Origin of the sequence: Mesorhizobium montanum, from assembly GCF_033977145.1 — a bacterium.
GTDB classification, from domain to species: Bacteria; Pseudomonadota; Alphaproteobacteria; order Rhizobiales; family Rhizobiaceae; genus Mesorhizobium; species Mesorhizobium montanum.
On the sequence record NZ_JAVIJF010000003.1, the window covers coordinates 159,120 to 178,482 of the forward strand.

General features: G+C 64.4%; 18 protein-coding genes. 10 read left to right on the plus strand and 8 right to left on the minus strand.

The features are described from left to right. Positions 1-123: 123 nt before the first annotated feature. On the plus strand, positions 124-1,038 hold the full coding sequence (locus tag RFM68_RS05190; protein ID WP_320231625.1) for a TonB family protein: 915 nt from the start codon (positions 124-126) through the stop codon (positions 1,036-1,038). A 56-nt stretch (positions 1,039-1,094) separates the two neighbouring features. Beyond that, the gene (gene hmuQ, locus RFM68_RS05195; RefSeq protein WP_320231626.1) at positions 1,095-1,409 is read left to right on the plus strand and encodes a heme-degrading protein HmuQ; all 315 of its coding nucleotides are present in this window, start codon (positions 1,095-1,097) and stop codon (positions 1,407-1,409) included. Positions 1,410-1,452: 43 nt separating this feature from the next. Here hmuQ and putA read toward each other — a convergent pair whose 3' ends face one another. Next, positions 1,453-5,061, minus strand: coding sequence for a bifunctional proline dehydrogenase/L-glutamate gamma-semialdehyde dehydrogenase PutA (gene putA / locus RFM68_RS05200; RefSeq protein ID WP_320231627.1), 3,609 nt, complete (start codon positions 5,059-5,061; stop codon positions 1,453-1,455). Positions 5,062-5,225: 164 nt separating this feature from the next. Here putA and RFM68_RS05205 point away from each other — a divergent pair, with 164 nt between their 5' ends. Then, the gene (locus RFM68_RS05205; RefSeq protein WP_320231628.1) at positions 5,226-5,678 is read left to right on the plus strand and encodes an Lrp/AsnC family transcriptional regulator; all 453 of its coding nucleotides are present in this window, start codon (positions 5,226-5,228) and stop codon (positions 5,676-5,678) included. 114 nt (positions 5,679-5,792) lie between these two features. Here RFM68_RS05205 and RFM68_RS05210 read toward each other — a convergent pair whose 3' ends face one another. Genes RFM68_RS05210 through RFM68_RS05220 form a run of 3 tightly spaced genes read right to left on the minus strand, consistent with a single transcriptional unit; the run spans position 5,793 to position 7,672 of the window. Beyond that, a complete protein-coding gene (locus tag RFM68_RS05210; RefSeq protein WP_320231629.1) occupies positions 5,793-5,993 on the minus strand; it encodes a hypothetical protein in 201 nt (66 codons plus the stop codon). Between the two features lie 19 nt (positions 5,994-6,012). Then, positions 6,013-7,221: a cytochrome-c peroxidase gene (locus tag RFM68_RS05215; RefSeq protein WP_320231630.1), complete on the minus strand. Its 1,209-nt coding sequence runs from the start codon at positions 7,219-7,221 to the stop codon at positions 6,013-6,015. A 7-nt stretch (positions 7,222-7,228) separates the two neighbouring features. Next, a complete protein-coding gene (locus tag RFM68_RS05220; RefSeq protein WP_320231631.1) occupies positions 7,229-7,672 on the minus strand; it encodes a FixH family protein in 444 nt (147 codons plus the stop codon). 158 nt (positions 7,673-7,830) lie between these two features. Here RFM68_RS05220 and RFM68_RS05225 point away from each other — a divergent pair, with 158 nt between their 5' ends. Next, positions 7,831-8,748 (plus strand): sugar kinase, encoded by a 918-nt coding sequence (locus tag RFM68_RS05225; RefSeq protein ID WP_320231632.1) that lies wholly within the window; start codon positions 7,831-7,833, stop codon positions 8,746-8,748. A 44-nt stretch (positions 8,749-8,792) separates the two neighbouring features. On the opposite strand, the gene RFM68_RS05230 is transcribed toward RFM68_RS05225, so the two are convergent. The 3 genes from RFM68_RS05230 to RFM68_RS05240 all read right to left on the minus strand — a co-directional run bounded on the left by RFM68_RS05230 (position 8,793) and on the right by RFM68_RS05240 (position 12,625). Continuing rightward, positions 8,793-9,818 (minus strand): aldose epimerase family protein, encoded by a 1,026-nt coding sequence (locus RFM68_RS05230; RefSeq protein WP_320231633.1) that lies wholly within the window; start codon positions 9,816-9,818, stop codon positions 8,793-8,795. A 221-nt stretch (positions 9,819-10,039) separates the two neighbouring features. Beyond that, the gene (locus tag RFM68_RS05235; RefSeq protein WP_320231634.1) at positions 10,040-11,497 is read right to left on the minus strand and encodes an NAD-dependent succinate-semialdehyde dehydrogenase; all 1,458 of its coding nucleotides are present in this window, start codon (positions 11,495-11,497) and stop codon (positions 10,040-10,042) included. A gap of 177 nt (positions 11,498-11,674) precedes the next feature. Further along, positions 11,675-12,625 carry an AEC family transporter gene (locus RFM68_RS05240; protein WP_320231635.1) on the minus strand — a complete coding sequence of 317 codons (951 nt, stop codon included), beginning with the start codon at positions 12,623-12,625 and terminating at the stop codon, positions 11,675-11,677. 162 nt (positions 12,626-12,787) lie between these two features. Between RFM68_RS05240 and RFM68_RS05245 the strand changes: the two genes are divergently transcribed. The 6 genes from RFM68_RS05245 (at position 12,788) to RFM68_RS05270 (ending at position 18,647) form a co-directional block, all read left to right on the plus strand. Then, entirely contained in the window at positions 12,788-13,339 is a 552-nt protein-coding gene (locus tag RFM68_RS05245) for a histidine phosphatase family protein (protein WP_320231636.1), read from the plus strand. Positions 13,340-13,561: 222 nt separating this feature from the next. Further along, the gene (locus RFM68_RS05250; protein ID WP_181056006.1) at positions 13,562-13,843 is read left to right on the plus strand and encodes an acyl carrier protein; all 282 of its coding nucleotides are present in this window, start codon (positions 13,562-13,564) and stop codon (positions 13,841-13,843) included. A gap of 56 nt (positions 13,844-13,899) precedes the next feature. Further along, positions 13,900-15,099 carry a beta-ketoacyl-ACP synthase gene (locus RFM68_RS05255; protein WP_320231637.1) on the plus strand — a complete coding sequence of 400 codons (1,200 nt, stop codon included), beginning with the start codon at positions 13,900-13,902 and terminating at the stop codon, positions 15,097-15,099. 116 nt (positions 15,100-15,215) lie between these two features. After that, positions 15,216-16,487 carry a beta-ketoacyl-ACP synthase gene (locus tag RFM68_RS05260; RefSeq protein ID WP_320231638.1) on the plus strand — a complete coding sequence of 424 codons (1,272 nt, stop codon included), beginning with the start codon at positions 15,216-15,218 and terminating at the stop codon, positions 16,485-16,487. Between the two features lie 118 nt (positions 16,488-16,605). Then, complete coding sequence (locus tag RFM68_RS05265; RefSeq protein ID WP_320231639.1) at positions 16,606-17,634, plus strand: zinc-binding dehydrogenase; 1,029 nt, start codon at positions 16,606-16,608, stop codon at positions 17,632-17,634. A gap of 20 nt (positions 17,635-17,654) precedes the next feature. After that, complete coding sequence (locus RFM68_RS05270) at positions 17,655-18,647, plus strand: lipid A biosynthesis lauroyl acyltransferase (RefSeq protein WP_320231640.1); 993 nt, start codon at positions 17,655-17,657, stop codon at positions 18,645-18,647. A gap of 23 nt (positions 18,648-18,670) precedes the next feature. Here RFM68_RS05270 and RFM68_RS05275 read toward each other — a convergent pair whose 3' ends face one another. Next, positions 18,671-19,102 (minus strand): L,D-transpeptidase, encoded by a 432-nt coding sequence (locus tag RFM68_RS05275; RefSeq protein ID WP_320231641.1) that lies wholly within the window; start codon positions 19,100-19,102, stop codon positions 18,671-18,673. Between the last annotated feature and the right edge of the window lie 261 nt (positions 19,103-19,363).

Genomic DNA, 19,363 nt, shown 5'->3' on the forward strand with positions numbered 1-19,363 from the left:
CGATGTCGCTTGGCCCGGTGCCGGCGTGGGCGCAGTCCGCGCCGGCCCCAGCTCCAGGTCCGGCTGGCAACCGATCTTGATTTGACAATTCCTTGTCACGTACGGCAGGTCTCGGCGCGAGATATGCAGGACATCGATCACCCCTCCGACGCAGGCAGCGAATTGGCGGTCACGCCGGCCGAGCAGCTCGTGCAGCCGCGGCCATTGGCCGGGCATCGCAGATGGCCGGTGGCGATCATCGTCTCCGGCCTGCTCCATGGCGCCGCGGCGGCGGCGTTTCTGATCGCACCTGCCGGGACATTCGACTCCACAGACGCCATTCAGGCCGAGGGCACCGACCAGTCCGGCGCCAACGCCACGGGCAGCGCCTTGGAGGATCAGGCGTCCGGCGCGGTGGATGTAACCCTGGTGGCGGATCCGCAGCCGGCGAAACCTCAGGCCGTCCAGCCAACTCCGCCGGCTGAGACGCCGCACCCCGCCTCCGCGCCGGATATCCTGCCTGCCGCCACACCGCGCCAAGATGGTCAGAGTGTTCCCACGGCCAGCGAACCGACGCCCGCGATCAAGCCACAAAGCGCCGAAGCGCGCCCTGCCGAGCCCGAGCAGCCACCGGTGCCAAGCGCGAGATCGAGCGCACCAGCCGGATCGGCAGGGCCAAGCCAAACCGTTGAACCGCGTGGCACGGCGGATGGCGATACACGCGATGCGCCGGTCATCGCCAGCAAGGGCAAGATAAAAGCCGCTGCCGGCAATGCCCTGGAATCGCGCTATAGCGGTGAAATTCAGAAAAAGCTTGCCCGTGCCAACCGTCGCGTTTCGAAATCGGTCCAGGCGCAAGCTCGCAACAATGCCAGGGTGGTTTTCATTGTCGCGGCCGACGGCAGCATCAGCGACTTGCAGCTCGCCGAAAGTTCAGGATCCGCCGAGCTCGATGAATTCGCTTTGACGCTGGTGCGCAAGCAAGCCCCGTTCCCTCCCATTCCACCCGAGACGGGAAGGTCGAGTTGGCTGTTCAAAGCGCGGATCGGCCCCTTTTAGAGCCTGCCGTTGAGGCCGCCTCGAATGTCGGAATCGTCCATTTCGAAAGGAAACCAATGTACATCGCCATGAACCGCTTCAAGGTCCAGAACGGCTCCGAAGAGGCCTTTGAGGACGTCTGGAAGAACCGCGATTCCAGCCTTTCCGAAATGCAGGGCTTTAGGGAATTTCATCTGCTGCGCGGTCCCGTCAACGAGACCGACGGCTACACGCTCTTCGCCTCGCACACCGTCTGGGCAAGCCAGGAGGATTTCGTCACCTGGACGAAGTCCGAGAATTTCCGCGCCGCCCACCGCAATGCCGGCGGCTCGAAGGTGCACTATCTCGGCCATCCGCAGTTCGAAGGGTTTTCAGTCGTCGAAGGCGCCTGAGACGCCGCTATAGCTCGGCGGCGGCTCTTGGTCTTTCTGCCTATTACGCGGCTGCAAGCAGGCTGGCATTGCCGCCTGCCGCTGTCGTATCGACGCAGACCGCGCGCTCATGGGCGTAGGCCGCCGGGTTGAGCACTTCGCTGACCAGCGGCACGATCGGCCCGGAGCGCTCGGCAATCACCTTGCGCACGATTCGCGCCGCTTCCGGCGTGCCGGAGAAGGCGACGACATCGACGCGCAGCGAGCGCGCCTCGACCGGATCGGGCCGGCCGTCGATGGCCGCGAGCGGCAGGCCCTTGCCGGTGAGCGCCGACAGCGCCGCAGGCGCACCCGGCGCCACCGCCAGCACGGCATTGCCGGCCGCGAGTGCCTGGATCGTCTGGGAAAGCAGCGTCTCTGCGTCGGGGCCAAGGCAAAGCACGCGGCCGCGCGGCGACAGCGACAGCGTGTTGGCCTCGCCGGTCGGTCCGGGCAGGTCGACCTGGCCGAAATCGAGACTTGCCGCGGCAGCGATTGCCGCCGCGCCCTTGCCGCGCAGATGCTTCCTCAAGATCGCCACGCGATCCGGCCGCGTCGACCAGCCGCCGAGCGACGGATCCGGCAGATTGTCGGCAAGTTCGGTCGCGGTCACCTTATGGCCTTCGCCAACCTCGGTGCCGGCTTCCGGCCCCTTGCGGAAGCGGCGCAGGTAATGCGGCCCGCCGGCCTTTGGCCCGGTGCCCGAAAGCCCCTCGCCGCCGAAAGGCTGCGAGCCGACGACGGCGCCGATCTGGTTGCGGTTGACATAGATGTTGCCAGCATGGATGCCGTCGACGAAATGCTGGACACGGCCTTCGATGCGGGTGTGCAGGCCGAAGGTCAGGCCGTAGCCCTTACGGTTGATGGCGGCGATCACCGCGTCGATCTCATCGGCATCGAAGGTCGCGACATGCAGCACCGGGCCGAACACCTCGCGCTCCATCTCCTCGATGCCTTTGACGCGGAAGACATGCGGCGCGACGAAGCGGCCATTCTTCGGCGCTTCCAACCTGGCAATCAGCCGGCCCTCCAGTCCCTTCTTCGCGCAATAGTCGCTGATCGAGGCTTGCGCCTCGTCATCGATGACCGGACCGACATCAGTCGAGATAGCCCAAGGATTGCCGATATTGAGCGCTTCCATCGCGCCCTTCAGCATCTCCAGCATCTTCTTCTCGACGTCCTTCTGGACGTAGAGCACGCGCAGCGCCGAGCAGCGCTGGCCGGCGCTCTGGAAGGCGGAGGCGAGGATATCGCGCACCGCCTGCTCCGGCAGCGCGGTGGAATCGACGATCATCGCATTCAGGCCGCCCGTCTCGGCGATCAGCATGGCGTCGGGCGCCGCGGTTTCCGCCAACTGCTTTTCGATCAGCTTGGCGACCTCGGTCGAGCCGGTGAAGCAGATGCCGGCAATGCGCGGGTCGGCGGTGAGCGGCGCGCCGACCGACGGGCCGTCGCCCGGCAGAAGCTGGATGACATCCTCCGGCACGCCGGCCTCGCGCAGCATTTCGACGGCGCGGAAGGCGATCAGCGGCGTCTGCTCGGCGGGCTTGGCAATGACCGAATTGCCGGTGACCAGCGCCGCGGCGATCTGGCCGGTGAAGATCGCCAGCGGGAAATTCCAGGGCGAGATGCAAACGATCGCGCCGCGCGCTTGGGTGCCCGCCTCGGCATTCGCCGCCTCGGCGGCGTAATAGCGCAGGAAGTCGACCGCCTCGCGCACTTCGGCGACGCCGTCGGCCAGCGACTTGCCGGCCTCGCGGGTGGCAAGGGCGAAGAACTCCGCCGCATTGGCCTCATAGAGGTCGGCGGCGCGGTTGAGGATCGCGGCGCGCTCGGCAACCGGGCGCTTTGCCCAGGCGGGCTGGGCATCGACCGCAAAGCGCACGGCGGTCGCCACCTGCTTGGCCGCCGCCTCATGCACCGTGCCGACGACCTCGTCGGGCTTGGCCGGATTGACGATCTGGCGCGGCTTGCCGTAGCCGGCGGCGCGTGTGACCGGCTTGGCGTGCCAGCGGTCCGCTGCTGCGAACTCCGCCCTTGCCTTGTCGACGGCCGCAAGCGTCACCGGATCGGTGATGTCGAAGCCCTTGGAATTGCGGCGTCCGGCGCCAAAGATCACGGCGGGACGCGCGATAGCGGGATTGGCGGCGGGACCCTGTGTCTCGATAGTCGCGAGCGGATCGCGCGCGATCTCCTCGGGCTCGACCTCCTCGTCGGTCAACTGGTGCACGAAGGAGGAGTTGGCGCCGTTTTCCAGGAGCCGCCGCACCAGATAGGCGAGCAGGTCCGAATGGGCTCCGACCGGCGCGTAGATGCGGCAGCGCGTGCCTTCGGCCTTGCGCACCGTCTCATGCAGCGCTTCGCCCATGCCGTGCAGGCGCTGGAACTCGAAGCTGTCGCGATCCTTCGCCATCGACAGGATGGCAGCCACGGTGTGGGCATTATGCGTGGCGAACTGCGGATAGACGCGGTCCGTCATCGACAGCAGCTTTTTCGCGCAGGCGAGATAGGAAACGTCGGTGTTCACCTTGCGGGTGAAGACAGGATAGCCGGTCAGCCCGAGCGTCTGCGCACGCTTGATCTCCGTGTCCCAATAAGCGCCCTTCACCAGCCGCACCATGATCCGGCGGTCATATTTTCTGGCCAGCGCGTAGAGCCAGTCGATGGCGAATGCCGCGCGCGGCCCATAGGCCTGAACGACGACGCCGAAACCGTCCCAGCCGGCGAGTTCCGGCTCGGCCAACACCTTCTCGATGACGTCGAGCGACAGGTCCAGCCGGTCGGCCTCCTCGGCGTCGATGTTGAGGCCCATGCGCGAATGCCGGGCGGCAAGCGCCAGCGACAAAAGCCGCTCGGCCATCACCGGCAGCATTTTCTCCAGCTGCGCCACCTCGTAACGCGGATGCAGCGCCGAGAGCTTGACCGAAATACCGTGATTGTAACGGATGTCGGGGCCGTTCGAGCCGGAATCGAGCGACGAGATAGCATCCGCATAGGCCTTGTGATAGCGCAGCGCATCGGCCTCGGTACGGGCTGCCTCGCCCAGCATGTCGAACGAGTAAAGATAGCCCTTCTGCGTCATCGGCCGGCCGCGCTTGACCGCCTCGGCGATGCTGCGGCCGAGCACGAACTGCTCGCCCATCTCGCGCATCGCCGCTGCAACTGCTTTGCGGATCACCGGCTCGCCGAGCCTTCTCACCATGGCGCGCAGCGTGCCTTCGATGCCGCCCTCGCCTTCGTCGAGCACGCGGCCCGTCAGCATCAGCGCCCAGGTCGAGGCGTTGACGAAGATCGAGCTCGAACCACCCGAATGCGCGGACCAGTCGTGCGGCGCGATCTTGTCGGCGATGAGATCGTCCATCGTCTCGGTGTCGGGCACGCGCAACAGCGCTTCGGCCAGGCACATCAGCGCCACGCCTTCCTTGGTCGACAGGCCATAGGCCGAGAGAAAAACCTCCATCAGCCTGGGGTCGGTCGAGCCGCGTACCGCGCGCACCAGATCGGCGGCGCGGGCCGAGATCGCCTTGCGCTCCTCCGCCGAAAGCCCCGCCGTGGCAGACAGGCGCTTCACCGCCTCGTCTTCGTCGGGCAGGTAGTTGGCGCGGATCTGCTGGCGGATAGCATCGAGCGGCATGTCGGATCCATGAAAGCGAGCGTTAGGGAGCGGTCTGGCGGCCACCGGACCGAATGGCGCAAGCTAGCACAGCTGCGAATTTCGGTCGGTCCAAAGAAATCGACGGAATGGTCCGTTTGAGCTATCATATAGCTCAATTCTCAATCAATTGAACCGCTATATCGATGACCGAAGACCAATTGGACCGCATCGACCGCAACATCCTGGCCGCCCTTGGGCGCGACGGCCGGCTTTCCATGTCGGAGCTGGCAACCAAGGTCGGCCTGTCGAAGACGCCGGTGCAGGCGCGCGTGAGGCGGCTGGAGAAGGACGGCTACATAAGAGGCTACCGCGCCGTCATCGATCGCGAACGCATGGGCGAAGGCCATGTCGCCTTTGTCCAGGTGAAGCTGTCGGACACGCGCTCGGCGGCGCTCGATGCTTTCAACCGCGCCGTTCAGGGCGTGCCGGAGATCGAGCAATGCCACATGATGGCGTCGAGCTTCGACTATCTGTTGAAGGTCCGCACCACCGACATCGCCGCCTATCGCCGCGTGCTCGGCGAGCGCATCTCGGCCCTGCCCCATGTCGCCCAGACCTCGACCTTCGTGGCGATGGAGACGGTCAAGGACAAGTAGTTCCCCGACACAAGGATTTTGAAAGGTTGCCGTTTATCTTGGTGCAAGATTTTCCGTTCATGTCCGTGAAGTCGGCGCAAACGCCGGGGATTGGTTGAAGCCGCCCCAGCCTCGTCATTCTATGGCGGAGCAAGGAGCGAAGCGACGCGCGCCACGAGTGCGGGGCTCCCTCATCTGATCGATCTCCTCGCTGGTTCTGATCAACGCCTCGGCAATCGCGAATTCCGTCTTCAAGGCCTCGAATTCAGCAACAAATTCCGGGTCGTTAAACCAGTCCTCGGCAGCATCTTCGACGGGAACTGTTTTTCGGTTCATGGGATCACCTCCTACCCCTTTATTCTGACAGCGTCTTCAGGAACGCCACCAGCGCTGCCCGCTCGCGATCGGACAGATCGAGCGGGTGGACCTCCGACACGCCTTCCACGCTGAGCGGCGCCTTCGAATAATGCGCCACTACCTCGTCGAGCGTGGAAAACTGTCCGGCATGCATGTAAGGCGGCCGCGTGGCGGCTCCCCGCAGCGACGGCGTCTTGTAGGCGCGCACGATCTGCGGCCCGTCCTTCACCATGAAGCGCAGCTCGCGGCAGGCGCTTTCGTCGCCGTCACGGAATTTGCCGAGACAGTTGAACGGGTCGGCCTGAACCTGCGCCACCGCATCGACCCGGCCACGGTCCAGCGGCAGACCGTCGACCGGCGGCACACCGGTGTTGTGGAAGGAGTTGTCGGTGAAGCGCGGGCCATTGTGGCAGGTCACGCAATTGGCCTTGCCGATGAACAGTTTCAATCCGAGAATTTGCTCGGGCGAGAACGCGGCGTCGCCTTGCGGCGCTGCGCCGGTGGCCAGATCGATGGCAAAGCGGTCGAAGCGCGTCTGCGTAGGCTCGATCGAGCGCTCGAAGGCGGAGATCGCCTTGCCGATATTGGCGAAGACGCGATTGACGTCGTCGGCCTGGCTGGCGGACATGGCGTTCCACGCTGCCTTCTCGGCGTCGCTGCCGAGCGGGCTGGCATTGGCCGGGACGGTCGAAAGGTCGGGCAGCGGTCCGAAGATGCGCTCATAGCGCTCGCCGAACCGCTTCTTGACGTAATGCGCGAAGGCGGCCCGGTTGCCTGCCTGCTCGAGCGGATTTTCAAGCGGCGTCAGCGCCTGCGCCCACAGGCTGTCGCGCCGTCCGTCCCAGAAGAACCAAGGATTGCGCGCCACGCCGGCCAGCGGCATGCTGCGCCGGTCGGTGCGGCTGACGCCGACCGCCTGCGGCAGGTCGTCCTGGAACTGGCGGTCGATCTTGTGGCAGGTCGAGCAGGAGACCGTGCCGTCGCGGCTCATGCCGGCATCGAAGAACAGCGTCGAGCCAAGCGCCGCAGCCGCCGGCACGTCCGCATATTGGTTGGTGGTGTCCGGTTTGAGCGAAGGCAGCGTGTTCAGCGCCAGCGACGCAATGTTCTTCTTCTCGGCGTCGCTGAACTGCGGCTCGCCGCAGCCGCCCGGCAAGGCGAGAGCGGCCAAGGCCAGCAGGCTTACGACGCTCGCCAGACGCCTCATCGCCCGCTCACAGCACGATGTTGAAAAGAACGGAATCGGAACCGGCCGCCGCCGAGATGGCGAAGCGCAGTTGCCACCAGCCGCTCATCGTGAACTTCACGCCGTCGATGCGGTAGCGCCCATCGCCCAGATAATCGGTCGCCTGCGGACTGGTCGGCAGGCCGTGATCGTGCTGCGGCATCCCGCCGGAAACGGTAATGGCCGCCCCCTCCACCGGCACGCCGGCGGCGGTCTTCAGCGTCAGCAGCCAGGACTGCAGTTCGCCCTGCCGGATGACGCCGCGCTCCGGCTCGAAGCTCGCCACGAACAAGCCGTTCGCCGTCTTTTTCGAGCGCGAAATGTCCGGACCGGGCGCCGATTGCGGCAGCGTCAGATACACGGCGGCCACGATACCGACCAGCAGGGCAGCCAGACCGAGACCCGCAAGAATGTAACGCCATATCGATGCCAAACCCGTTCCTCTTCGGCTGCTAACGTCACGGGCCGCGTATCGCGTCCCGCCCTGCCTGTGGGAAATCGCTTCTGGCGCAAAATTCGGCCTTCGCCAAGCATGGCGCTGCCGGCCGCAAAAAGCTACAGCAACAAAGTCTTAGGAAGGGATAAGCCCGCATGGCCAATGGTGTCGCGTCGATCGGCGAATGCATGCTGGAACTGTCGGGCCAGACCGGTTCGAACTGGCGCATGGGTTTTGCCGGCGACACCTTCAACACGCTCTGGGCATTGCACGCGTTGAGCCCGGACCGGCCCGCGACCTACGTATCGGCGTTCGGCGACGACCCCTTCTCGCGCGACCAGATCGCGTTCTTCGCCGAGAACGGCATAGGGATTGGCAACAGTCCGGTCATTGCCGGCGCACGCCCCGGCCTTTACGCCATCACGCTCACCGGAGCCGAGCGAGCCTTCACCTACTGGCGAAGCGACGCGGCAGCGCGCCAGCTTGCCGCCGACCCATTTGCGCTGACAAAAAACCTTGGAAACCAAGCGCTTGTCTACTTTTCCGGAATCACTCTCGCAATTCTGGATGCGGCCGCGCGCAAAACCCTCCTGTCGGCCGTGGCGACCGCCCACAAGGCCGGCTCGCTCGTCGCCTTCGACCCGAATTACCGGCCGCGTCTGTGGCCAAGCCGCGAGGCGGCGCAAGCCGCGGTCCTGGAGGCGCTCGCCGTCGCCGACATCGCGCTGCCGACCTTTCCGGACGAGCAGATGCTGTTCGGGGATCCGACGCCGCAGGCAACGGCCGAGCGACTCGGCAAGCTGATCGGCGAGGTCGTGGTCAAGAACGGCGAGCAGCCGGCGTTGATTACGCTGAACGGCGCTTCGCAAACCGTTGACGCGGTGCATGTGGCCGCCCCCGTTGACACAACGGGCGCGGGCGATTCCTTCAACGGCGGCTATCTGGCCGCCAGGCTTGCCGGCCACGCACCCGCCGATGCGGCACGCCGCGCGCATCGCGTCGCCGCCGCGGTTGTTCAGGTTCGCGGCGCGCTGGCTCCATTCGAGACACTCAGAACGGCCTTCGATAGTTAAACGCCGTCGAAGCTTAGGCGCGAATTACTTCAATATCGACAAACTTAGGGCAAACGGAACCGATACTCGGTCACCTGATGATAGATCTGCCCCGGCCATAGCGTGGCTTGTGGGAAATAAGGCCGGTTCGGCGCGTCCGGCCAGGTCTGCGCTTCGAGGCAGAGGCCCGAAAACGCCTTGTAGCGGTGACCCTCGAGCCCTGGCGATGTCGGCGCCACATACTGGCCGATATAGAGCTGGAGGCCGGGCTCGGTGGTCCAGACTTCCATCTCGACGCCGGAATCGGCGCCTTGCACCCAGGCCGCCTGGTGCAGCGGTCCCCGCGTGGAGGCCAAGCAGAAATTCAGATCATAGCGAAGCTGCTCGCCTTCCATTTCCATGCGCACCGGCCGCGCCTGCCGGAAATCGTAAGGCGTGCCGTCGACCGGCTTTACCACGCCGGTCGGGATCATCTCGTCATCGACGGGCGTGTAAGCGCCTGCATTGAGCATCACTCGGTGGTCGAGGATGTCGCCGGCCCCGCCGTCGTCGAGGTTGAAATAGGAATGCTGCGCGAGATTGCAGAGCGTCGGTTCCTCGCAGGTTGCCGTCAGCTCCATGCTGAGCGTGCCGGGGATCTTCAGCCGGTAGGTGCAGGTGACATCGAGCGCGCCGGGAAAGCCCATGGCGCCATCCGGGTCGTGCAAAGTCAGCGTCACGAAATCGCGGCCGTGCAATGAGACGGTCCATGGCCGGTGGAAATAGCCCTCCGAGCCGCCATGCAGCGTGTGCTTGCCGAGAAAATTGCGTTCCGTCTGGTAGCGCTTGCCGGCGATGGTGAAACGGCCGCCGCCGATGCGGTTGGCGAAGCGGCCGACGACCGCCCCGAAGAAGGCGCGATCGGTCTCGTAGGGTTCGAAGCGGTCGTAACCCAGCACCAGCGGCGCGTCGTGGCCGGCAAGGCGCAGATCCTGGACGATCGCGCCGAGGCCGATGATGTTGGCGGTAAGGCCGCCTCCCCGGATTGTGAACCGGCGCACGGCCTCACCCGCCTGCGTCGTGCCGAAGACCTCGCCGTCTTTCATCGCCATGCCCGAAATGTCATTTCCCGATCCGTGGATTTAGGCCGGCCACGTGGCATCCGGCAAGGGCAGGCTAAAGCAATTCCAGGAAAAGTGTGACACGGTCGGGCTCGGCGACTTCGCCGTAGCCTTCCGTCCGGAATTGCGTCAAAACAAAGAGATAGATCAGTTCACCGTTTCAACGAAACGGTGAACTGATCCAGACGCCTGCCCCGATCCGTGGACTGCTATCAGAGCCCGAGGCCGCCGATGCAGACATATTTGGTGTCGAGGTAGTCCTCGATGCCCTGATGTCCGCCTTCCTTGCCGAGGCCGGATTCCTTGACGCCGCCGAACGGCGCCTCCGGGGTGGTGATCAGGCCTTCATTGACGCCGACCATGCCGTATTTCAGCCCTTCCATGACCCGGAAGGCACGGCCGAGATCGCCGGTGTAGAAATAGCAGGCAAGGCCGAACTCGGTGTCGTTGGCCAAAGCGATCGCCTGTTCCTCGGTCTCGAACTTGAACACGGGAGCGACCGGCCCAAAAATCTCTTCCTTCATGAAGCGCATTTTCGGGGTGGCGTCGGCGATCACCGTCGGCTGGAAGAACGAACCGCCGAGCGCATGGCGCTTGCCGCCGACGACGACCTTGCCGCCCTTGGACGTTGCATCGGCGATCAGTTCCTCGACCTTCTCCACCGCCTTCTCGTCGATCAGCGGCCCCTGCTGCACGCCTTCCTCGAGGCCGGAACCGACCTTCAATGCATTGCTGGCAGCGGCGAGCCTCTCGACGAACTTGTCATAGACGCCGGCCTGCACCAGGAAGCGGTTGGTGCAAACGCAGGTCTGGCCGGAATTGCGGTACTTGGCGGTGATCGCGCCGGTCACGGCACGATCGATGTCGGCGTCGTCGAAGACGATGAACGGCGCGTTGCCGCCGAGCTCCATCGACACTTTCTTGACGGTCACCGAAGACTTCTGGATGAGAAGCTTGCCGACCTCGGTCGAGCCGGTGAAGGTGATCTTCGACACCAGCGGATTAGCGCAGATCTCATCGCCGATCTCGCCGGCGGCACCGGTCAGGATGTTGACGACGCCCTTGGGGAAGCCGACCTCTTCGGCGAGCGCGCCCCAGGCCAGGCCCGAATAAGGCGTCTGCGTCGCCGGCTTGACCACCGCCGTGCAGCCCGCGGCCAGCGCCGGGCCGAGCTTGCGGGCCAACATCGAAGACGGGAAATTCCATGGCGTGATGGCGGCGATGACGCCGACCGGCTCCTTGGTCACCAGGATGCGGCGGTCGCCCCACGGCGACGGCACGATGTCGCCATAGGTGCGTCGGCCTTCCTCCGCGAACCACAGGATATAGGCCGCGGCAGAGCCTATCTCGCCCTTGGATTCGAACAGCGACTTGCCCTGCTCGATGGTCAAGAGCTCGGCCAGCACGTCCTGATTATCCATCATCGCGTCGTGCAGCTTGCGCAGAAGCTTCGAGCGCTCGAGCGCGGTGGTTTTGCGCCAGCTCTTGAAAGCTTCGCCAGCCGCCTCGATGGCGCGGCGGGTTTCGGCTTTGCCGGCCTTCGGCACGGTGCCGATCTTCAGGCCCGTTGCCGGATTGTTGACGTCGATGGTCTGGCCGCTGTCGGCCTGCACCCATTCGCCGTTGATGAGATTGGCCTGGCGCATGAAATGGCTGGTTTTCTGAAGCATGGTCTGGCCTCCGTTCGGCGCGCTGATCGGGCCGTTTTTCTGGATATCCGTTGGAGCGTGCTGACGAGCCGCACGCCGGCGCATTGCTCTTACCTAGGGAAAGGCGGGCAAGCAATCACAAGATGGCATATAGGGGTTGGGCCAGCAAAAGCGACCCGCGTGTCGGCTTATCGACGCCTATCCGAAGATATGCACGACCACCGTCAACCAGAACGATGTGGTCAGCACCGCGCTTGCGGTGGCAAGCGTCATCTGGTTCGAAGCCAGCGCCTGGCCGGTGTTGAACTGGACGGCGATCAGGTAGGAATTGATGCCCGAAGGCATCGCCGCAACGACGACCGCGACCTTGGCCGTCAGCGGCGGCAGGCCGAGCAGCCAGACGAACGCCAGCACCAGCGCCGGCATCAGGAACAGTTTCAGCCCCGAAAGCGCCAGCGCCGGCCGGATGTTGCCGGAGATGCCCAAGCGCCGCAGGCTGAGCCCCATGGCGAATAGCGCCACCGGCCCGGCCGTGTCGGCGAGCGTGTCGACCAGCCGCTCGACAAGGTCCGGCAGCGGCGCGCCGGTGAGGCGCCAGGCAAGCCCCGCCAGGATCCCGATGATCAACGGGTTGATGAACAGCCGCCTGAGGAAGCTTTTGACGACGCGCAGCGGATGGACCGTCTCGCCGCTGCCGCGTCCGAACATCTCGAACAGTACGATCGAGGCCATCATCATGATCGGCAGGTGGACCGAGACCAGCAGCGACATCACCTCGAAGCCGCTGGCGCCGAATATGCCCAGGATGAAAGGCGCGCCGAGCAGCACGATGTTGGAATAGGCAGAGGACACGCCGCCGACGATGCCGGCGCGTGCATCCCGGCCGAAGACGCGCGTCGTGACCAGGTGGCCCACGGCCCAGGTGATGGCGACGGCCGCAAAATAGGCACCCCACAGCGACCACGGCGTGACGCCATGGAAATCCGATTTGACCATGGTCTGGAACAGAAGCAGCGGCATCGCCACGTTGACGGCGAATTCGGAAAGGCCCTCCCCGCTCGCCGGCTTCAGATAGCCGGTGAGCCCGGCCAGATAGCCGGGCGCCACGAGGCTGAAGACGAAAAGGACGGTTTCGGTGAGCGGCGTCATTTTTTAGGCGGAGACATTTTTCCCGTGATAGGCGAGCCCTGATCGCCATGCAATCGGCGCAATGCGGCGCTCCCCGGCTCCTCCGCTTGTTTTCCGGCCGGCTTTGCGGTCCCTATATGCCAATCACGGCCTTGGCCTCGCTGGGCCGCCAAAGGACTTCTGATGCTGCGAATTGTTCTGGCGCTTTTTCTCCTGGCTGCTGCTCCGAGCCTTGCCCACGCGACCGACGCCGGCTGGGCGCTGCTGCGCGACGGCGGCCATGTCGTGCTGCTTCGCCATACCTTCGTCACCGGGGCTACCGACCCGGCGAATTTCGACATCGACAATTGCGCGACCCAGCTCAACCTGTCGGAGCGCGGCAAGCAGCAGGCAAGCCGCATCGGCGCGCTGTTCGCGGCCCGCGCGGCTCCGATCGGTCACGTGCTCTCCAGCCGCTACTGCCGCTGCCTCGACACCGCCCGCATCGCTTTCGAATCTGAGCCGCAACCTTTCGCGCCGCTCGATCTGCTGAAAGCCGATCCCGCCGCGAAAGCCGCGCAGATCGCCGCGATCATGAAGGAGATCCGCGACTATTCCGGTTCCGACAATCTGGTGCTGGTCACCCATCTCGAAGACATCGAAGCGCTCACCGGCGTGGCGCCGCGCGAGGGTGAGGCCGTCGTGGTGGCGCCGGAGGGGGACGGCCTCAAGGTGCTGGGACGCGTCACTTTCTGACGGCCGGTTATTCATTTTAAGGCGCATTTGTTGCAGAAATGCCACCGGCAGCGTCCGCAAACGCAATTCAAGAAGCTCGGTGCATTGCTTTTGGATTGCGTTCCCAAAGCCGGTATCCCATCTGCGGCCGGCGCATTCGGCCTTTTCCTGCCGGGAAAAACCGATTAGACAGCGCCCGAACAAGATGCGGACAGATTCCGCCCGCAACCGAAGGAAAAGCCCTTGTCCACCACTTTCGAGAAAGTCGCCAAGATCATTGCCGACACCAGCGAGATCGATATCGACACCATCACGCCGGAGAGCCACACCATCGACGATCTCGGCATCGACAGCCTCGATTTCCTCGACATCGTCTTCGCCATCGACAAGGAATTCGGCATCAAGGTGCCGCTCGAGAAGTGGACACAGGAAGTCAATGACGGCAAGGCTTCCACCGACGATTACTTCGTCATGAAGAACCTCTGCGCCAAGATCGACGCTCTGGTCGCGGCCAAGACCGCCTGAACCGGCTCGGGCGCGGCCCTTGACGCGCCCAGCCAGCTGACCCCAAAACAGCCACCATGAGTTCTCACGACAGTTCCCACGACGTCGTCATCACCGGCATAGGCCTTGTCTCTTCGCTGGGAGAAGGCCCTGACGCGCATTGGCGGAAGCTTACGCAGCCTGGTTTCCAGCCGGTGCTCGAGGCTGAGCGTTTCGCGCCCTATACCATCCATCCCCTGCCCGAGATCGACTGGAACCTGCAGATCGCCAAGCGCGGCGACCAGCGGCAGATGGAAACCTGGCAGCGCCTCGGCACCTATGTCGCCGGCCTTGCGCTGGACGACGCCGGCATCAAGGGCAATGACGAGCTTTGCGCGACCATGGACATGGTGGTGGCGGCCGGCGGCGGCGAACGCGACGAAGCCGTGGACGCCGCGATCCTTGCGGCCTCCGAAAGCCGCAACGACCGCGACGTGTTGCTCAACGAGAAGCTGACCACGGAATTGCGGCCGACGCTGTTCCTCGCCCAGCTCTCCAACCTGCTCGCCGGCAACATCTCGATCGTCCACAAGGTCACCGGCTCGTCCCGCACCTTCATGGGCGAAGAAGGCGCGGGCGTTTCCGCCGTCGAGACGGCAGCCGCGCGCATCCGCTCCGGGCAGTCGACCCATGTGCTGGTCGGCGGCGCCTTCCAGACCGAGCATTCCGACATGCTGCTCGGCTATGAGCTAGCCGGTTATCTGCATCGCGGTCCGTGGAAACCGGTCTGGCAACGCCAGGGCAGCGAAGGCGGCGGCGTGGTGACGGGCTCCGGCGGCGCCTTCCTGGTGCTGGAGCAGCGCGCGCATGCGAAAAGCCGCGGCCGCAAGATCTACGCCGAGCTTGGCCCCGTCGTTTCCGGCCGCGCCAGGCGCCGGCGCGGCGAACTGAATGCGGAGATCGCCATGCTGCTGAAGCAGGCCGCCCTTCCCGATGGCGAACTGCTCACGATTTCCGCCGCCTCCGGCGCCCACGCCGCAACAGCGGCGGAGAAGGCATCATTCGACGCGAACCCGGCGCTTGCCGCGCGGGCATTCTCGACGCTGACCGGTCACATGAAGGAAGCGCAGTTCCCCTTCGCCGTTGCACTCGCGGCAATGGCCGTCGACCGAAAGGCCGGTTACCCTGTCTTCGATGCCACAGTGGAACGGCAATTCGAAGGTGCTCCCGCAACCGTCCTTGCAACAGCCATTGGCTATCACCAATTCGAGGGCCTTGGGCTGGTTAAAGCCGCTTAAAGCAATTCCAGGAAAAGCGTGAAACGGCTTTCAGTCCGGACTTGCGTAAAGACAAGGAAGTAGAGCGGTTCGGCGTTTCCGTGAAATGCTGAGATGCTCTAGAAAGAGACGTAAGCATGGCCAATCTCCGCGACCACATGGGCAGGCCGATCGTTGCCGTCACCGGCATCGGCGTGGTGACCTCGCTCGGCGTCGGCAAGGCCGACAATTGGGCGGCGCTGACCTCGGGCAAATCCGGCATCCATCCGATTACCCGCTTTCCCGTCGACCACCTCAACACCCGCATCTCGGGCATGGTCGATTTCCTGCCGTCGAGTTCCAAGGGCGCCAGCCCGCTCACCTACGAGCTGGCCGAGACAGCGGCCCAGGAGGCGGTGTCGGAGGCAGGTCTCGATTCCGGCGATTTCGGCGGACCGTTGTTCCTGGCGTCGCCGCCGGTCGAGCTCGACTGGGCCGACCGCTTCTCGCTCTACAATTCCGACAAGCAGGATAACGGCGCCGAAAGGCTGCTGAGGGTCGCGCGCGGACTGAAGGAACTCGACATCTTCGAAACCACGCAGTTCGGCTCGATTGCCGACCGGCTGGCCGACCGCTTCGGCACGCGCGGTCTGCCGATCACCCTGTCCACGGCTTGCGCATCCGGCGCCACCGCCATCCAGCTCGGCGTCGAGGCGATCCGGCGCGGCGAGTGCGACAAGGCGCTGTCGATCGGCGCCGACGGATCCGCCACGGCCGAGGCGCTGATCCGCTTCTCGCTGCTGTCGGCGCTCTCCACCCACAACGACATTCCCGAGAAGGCCTCAAAGCCCTTCTCCAAGGACCGCGACGGCTTCGTGCTGGCGGAAGGCTCGGGCGCGCTGGTGCTGGAATCGCTGGAAGGAGCCCTTGCGCGCGGCGCGACGATCGTCGGCATCATGCGCGGCTGTGGCGAAAAGGCCGACGACTTCCACCGCACCCGCTCCAAGCCCGACGCTTCGCCCGCGATCGCCGCGGTACGCGCCGTCCTTGCCGATGCGGGCCTGAGCGAAGACGAGATCGACTACGTCAACGCGCACGGCACCTCGACGCCGGAAAACGACAAGATGGAGCACCTGTCGCTGTCGACCGTTTTCGGCGAGCGCATCGGCTCGATGCCGATCTCCTCGAACAAGTCGATGATCGGCCACACGCTGTCGGCCGCCGGCGCGGTCGAGGCCGCTTTCTCGCTGATGACCATGCGCGAAAGCGTCATCCCGCCGACCATCAACTACGACAATCCCGACCCGGCGATCGTGCTCGATGTCGTGCCGAACAAGAAGCGCAACGCCGAAGTCGGCACCGTTCTGTCGAATTCCTTCGGCTTCGGCGGTCAGAACACCTGCCTTGTCATGGCGCGGGAACCGGTCTAAGCGGGCTTTTTCCGCCAATGCATGTCGCGCAAAAGTGAAATCGATTTTGCGACGACGACATGCATAAAACAAAGAACTAAAGCGCACCCGCGTTTTAGTTCAGAACCCGACAGGCCGTATGCGCGCATTGCAACTTATCGAGGACCGCCGCCTTGAAACGGTGGACCTGCCTCCTCCTCCGCCCCCTTCGCTCGGCGAAGTGACGCTCCGCATCAAGGCGGTGGCGCTCAACCATATCGATGTCTGGGGCTGGCGCGGCATGGCCTTTGCCAAACGCAAGCTGCCGCTGGTCGTCGGCGCCGAAGCCGCCGGCGAGGTCGAGGCGGTCGGGCCCGGCGTCTCCAATCTGCTGCCGGGACAATTGGTGTCGATCTACGGCGCACGCACCTGCGGTCTGTGCCGCGCCTGCCGCGAAGGCCGCGACAATCTCTGCGAGCACGTATCGGGCGTCCACGGCTTCCATCTCGATGGTTTTGCCCAGGAGAAGATCAACCTGCCGGCACGCCTTCTCGTGTCTGCTCCTCCGGGCGTGTCCGAGATCGGCGCCGCTGTCGCGCCCGTCACCTTCGGCACGGTCGAGCACATGCTTTTCGACAATGCGAAACTCGAGCCCGGTGAAACGATACTTGTTCATGCCGGAGGCTCCGGCATCGGCAGCGCCGCGATCCAATTGGCCAAGAAGATGGGCTGCACCGTCATCACCACGGTTGGTTCCAACGACAAGATCGACAAGGCCAAGGCGCTTGGCGCTGATCACGTCATCAACTACCGCGAGGACCGTTTCGAAGGCATCGTGCGCAAGCTGACCAAGAAAAAGGGCGTCGACGTCGTGTTCGAGCATGTCGGCGCCGACACTTTTGCCGGTTCGATGCTCTGTTTGAAGCGCGGCGGCCGCCTTGTCACCTGCGGGTCGACCTCGGGCGTGTCGACGCAGGTCAACCTGATGCAGCTCTTCCAGCAGCAGCTGAAGCTGCTCGGGTCCTTCGGCTGCCGCATGGAGAACATGGCCAATGCCATGCAGAAGATGGCGGCCGGCCTCGTTGCCCCGGTGATCGATACCGAGGTGGGTTTCGACGACATCGACGCGGCGCTGAAGCGCATGGAAGGCCGCGACGTGTTCGGCAAGATCATCCTGCGCGTTTCCTAAAGCAATTCCAGGAAAGGCGGATGGTCGGCAAGGTGTTCAGGAAAGCCCGCCGGGACTTCATGTTCCGCTACGGCCGGCGGCTGCGCCAGATGGAGTACTGGCTGGTCGCGCGACTGGCTATGGTATTGCTCTCGCTGCTGCGCCTTCTGCCGCCGGACAGCGCGCTCAACTTCGCCGACCGCATCACCCGCCGCATCGGTCCGATGGTCGGACGCCACCGCGTGGCTATCAATAATCTGCGGCTTGCCTATCCGGAAAAGAGCGACGCCGAGATCGAAGCCATCGCGCTCGACATGTGGGGCAACATGGCTCGCCTCGCGGCTGAGTACATCTTCCTCGACGCGCTGTTCGACTTCGATCCGAACGCCTCGAAGCCGGGCCGGGTCGAGGTTCGCGGCATCGAGCATTTCGTCGAGATCGCCGGCGAGAAGAGGCCGCACATCCTGTTCACCGGTCATCTCGGCAATTTCGAGCTGCTGCCGGTCGCCGCCGCCACTTTCGGCATGAGCATCACGGCGCTGTTTCGTCCGCCGAACAATCCCTACCTCGCCGACTACATTCTGTCGACCCGCCGCTCCTCGATGGGCGGGCTGCTGCCCTCCGCCACCGGCGCATCCTTCGCCCTTGCCGCCATCCTGGAGAATGGCGGCAATATCGGCGTGCTGGTCGATCAGAAATTTTCAGGCGGTGTGGAAACGACCTTCTTCGGCCGCCTATCCCAGAGCAACCCGATGCTTGGCATGCTTGCCCGCCACTATGACTGCGATGTTTACCCCGCCCGCTGCGTCAGGTTGCCGGGCAACCGCTTCCGTCTCGAAATCGAGGACAAGCTGACCTTGCCGCGCACCGAAGATGGCACCGTCGACGTCGCTGCCACCACCCAGCTTCTCACCGATGTGGTCGAACGCTGGGTGCGCGAGGATCCTGGACAGTGGATGTGGTTCCACAAGCGCTGGGAAATCAGCGGCCGTAGCCGCAAGCGCGGGCAGGCGAAGGCGACAGCCGGCCAGTAACCGGCCGGCTCTGCCGCATCGGATCAGTTGGCAACGACGATCCGCGTGTTGCCGAAGCCGGCTTCCTTGACCATCGCATAGAAGGTCGCGGCATTGGCCGGATGCAGGCGCACGCAACCATGCGACGCCGGACGCCCAAGATTTCTGACCGCCCCGGTGCCGTGAATGGCGTAGCCGCCGTGGAAGAAAACCGAATAGGGCATCGGCGAGTTGTCATACTTGCGCGAATACCACATCCGGGCGGTCCATTGCGGCCGGTAGCTGCCGCGCGGCGTGAAGTAGCCCTTGCGCGCGGTCGACACGCTCCAGCGATAGACCACCTGACCGTATTGGCTGACGGTCATGGTCTGCGACGAGACGTCGATATTGGCGACCAGGTTGGCCGCCCGGCTTGCGACAGACATGCCGAACAACGCGGTTGCCAGCACGATTGCCATGAGAACGAACTTTTTCATGCGATCAAACCCCTTTGATTGCCCCCTGCCATTGACGCGATTTTTCCATCTTTCTGCCGGCAGATGCGTTAAGTACCACACACTCGTTGACGAATCGGCCAATCCAATGCGGCGAATTTGAACGATTTTCCCGGTATAGTTGCCGCCGCGGCACGCACCCTTTGAAGTTTAGGTGGAGCGTTGGGCCATTGCCTGGATCGTCGTGTGGCAATGAGCGACTGGCTGCTTGCAAAAGCGCCGCGTTCCTTCTTCAATCCGCCG

Excerpts from the sequence above, each read along its gene's own strand:
- RFM68_RS05230 (WP_320231633.1), bottom strand. The coding sequence starts at position 9,818 with ATGGCGATGAAAGACGGCGAGGTCTTCGGCACGACGCAGGCGGGTGAG.
- RFM68_RS05235 (WP_320231634.1), bottom strand. The coding sequence starts at position 11,497 with ATGCTTCAGAAAACCAGCCATTTCATGCGCCAGGCCAATCTCATCAAC.
- hmuQ (WP_320231626.1), top strand. The coding sequence starts at position 1,095 with ATGTACATCGCCATGAACCGCTTCAAGGTCCAGAACGGCTCCGAAGAG.
- RFM68_RS05275 (WP_320231641.1), bottom strand. The coding sequence starts at position 19,102 with ATGAAAAAGTTCGTTCTCATGGCAATCGTGCTGGCAACCGCGTTGTTC.
- RFM68_RS05260 (WP_320231638.1), top strand. The coding sequence starts at position 15,216 with ATGGCCAATCTCCGCGACCACATGGGCAGGCCGATCGTTGCCGTCACC.
- RFM68_RS05205 (WP_320231628.1), top strand. The coding sequence starts at position 5,226 with ATGACCGAAGACCAATTGGACCGCATCGACCGCAACATCCTGGCCGCC.
- RFM68_RS05265 (WP_320231639.1), top strand. The coding sequence starts at position 16,606 with ATGCGCGCATTGCAACTTATCGAGGACCGCCGCCTTGAAACGGTGGAC.
- RFM68_RS05270 (WP_320231640.1), top strand. The coding sequence starts at position 17,655 with ATGGTCGGCAAGGTGTTCAGGAAAGCCCGCCGGGACTTCATGTTCCGC.
- RFM68_RS05215 (WP_320231630.1), bottom strand. The coding sequence starts at position 7,221 with ATGAGGCGTCTGGCGAGCGTCGTAAGCCTGCTGGCCTTGGCCGCTCTC.
- putA (WP_320231627.1), bottom strand. The coding sequence starts at position 5,061 with ATGCCGCTCGATGCTATCCGCCAGCAGATCCGCGCCAACTACCTGCCC.
- RFM68_RS05255 (WP_320231637.1), top strand. The coding sequence starts at position 13,900 with ATGAGTTCTCACGACAGTTCCCACGACGTCGTCATCACCGGCATAGGC.
- RFM68_RS05210 (WP_320231629.1), bottom strand. The coding sequence starts at position 5,993 with ATGAACCGAAAAACAGTTCCCGTCGAAGATGCTGCCGAGGACTGGTTT.
- RFM68_RS05190 (WP_320231625.1), top strand. The coding sequence starts at position 124 with ATGCAGGACATCGATCACCCCTCCGACGCAGGCAGCGAATTGGCGGTC.
- RFM68_RS05245 (WP_320231636.1), top strand. The coding sequence starts at position 12,788 with ATGCTGCGAATTGTTCTGGCGCTTTTTCTCCTGGCTGCTGCTCCGAGC.
- RFM68_RS05240 (WP_320231635.1), bottom strand. The coding sequence starts at position 12,625 with ATGACGCCGCTCACCGAAACCGTCCTTTTCGTCTTCAGCCTCGTGGCG.
- RFM68_RS05225 (WP_320231632.1), top strand. The coding sequence starts at position 7,831 with ATGGCCAATGGTGTCGCGTCGATCGGCGAATGCATGCTGGAACTGTCG.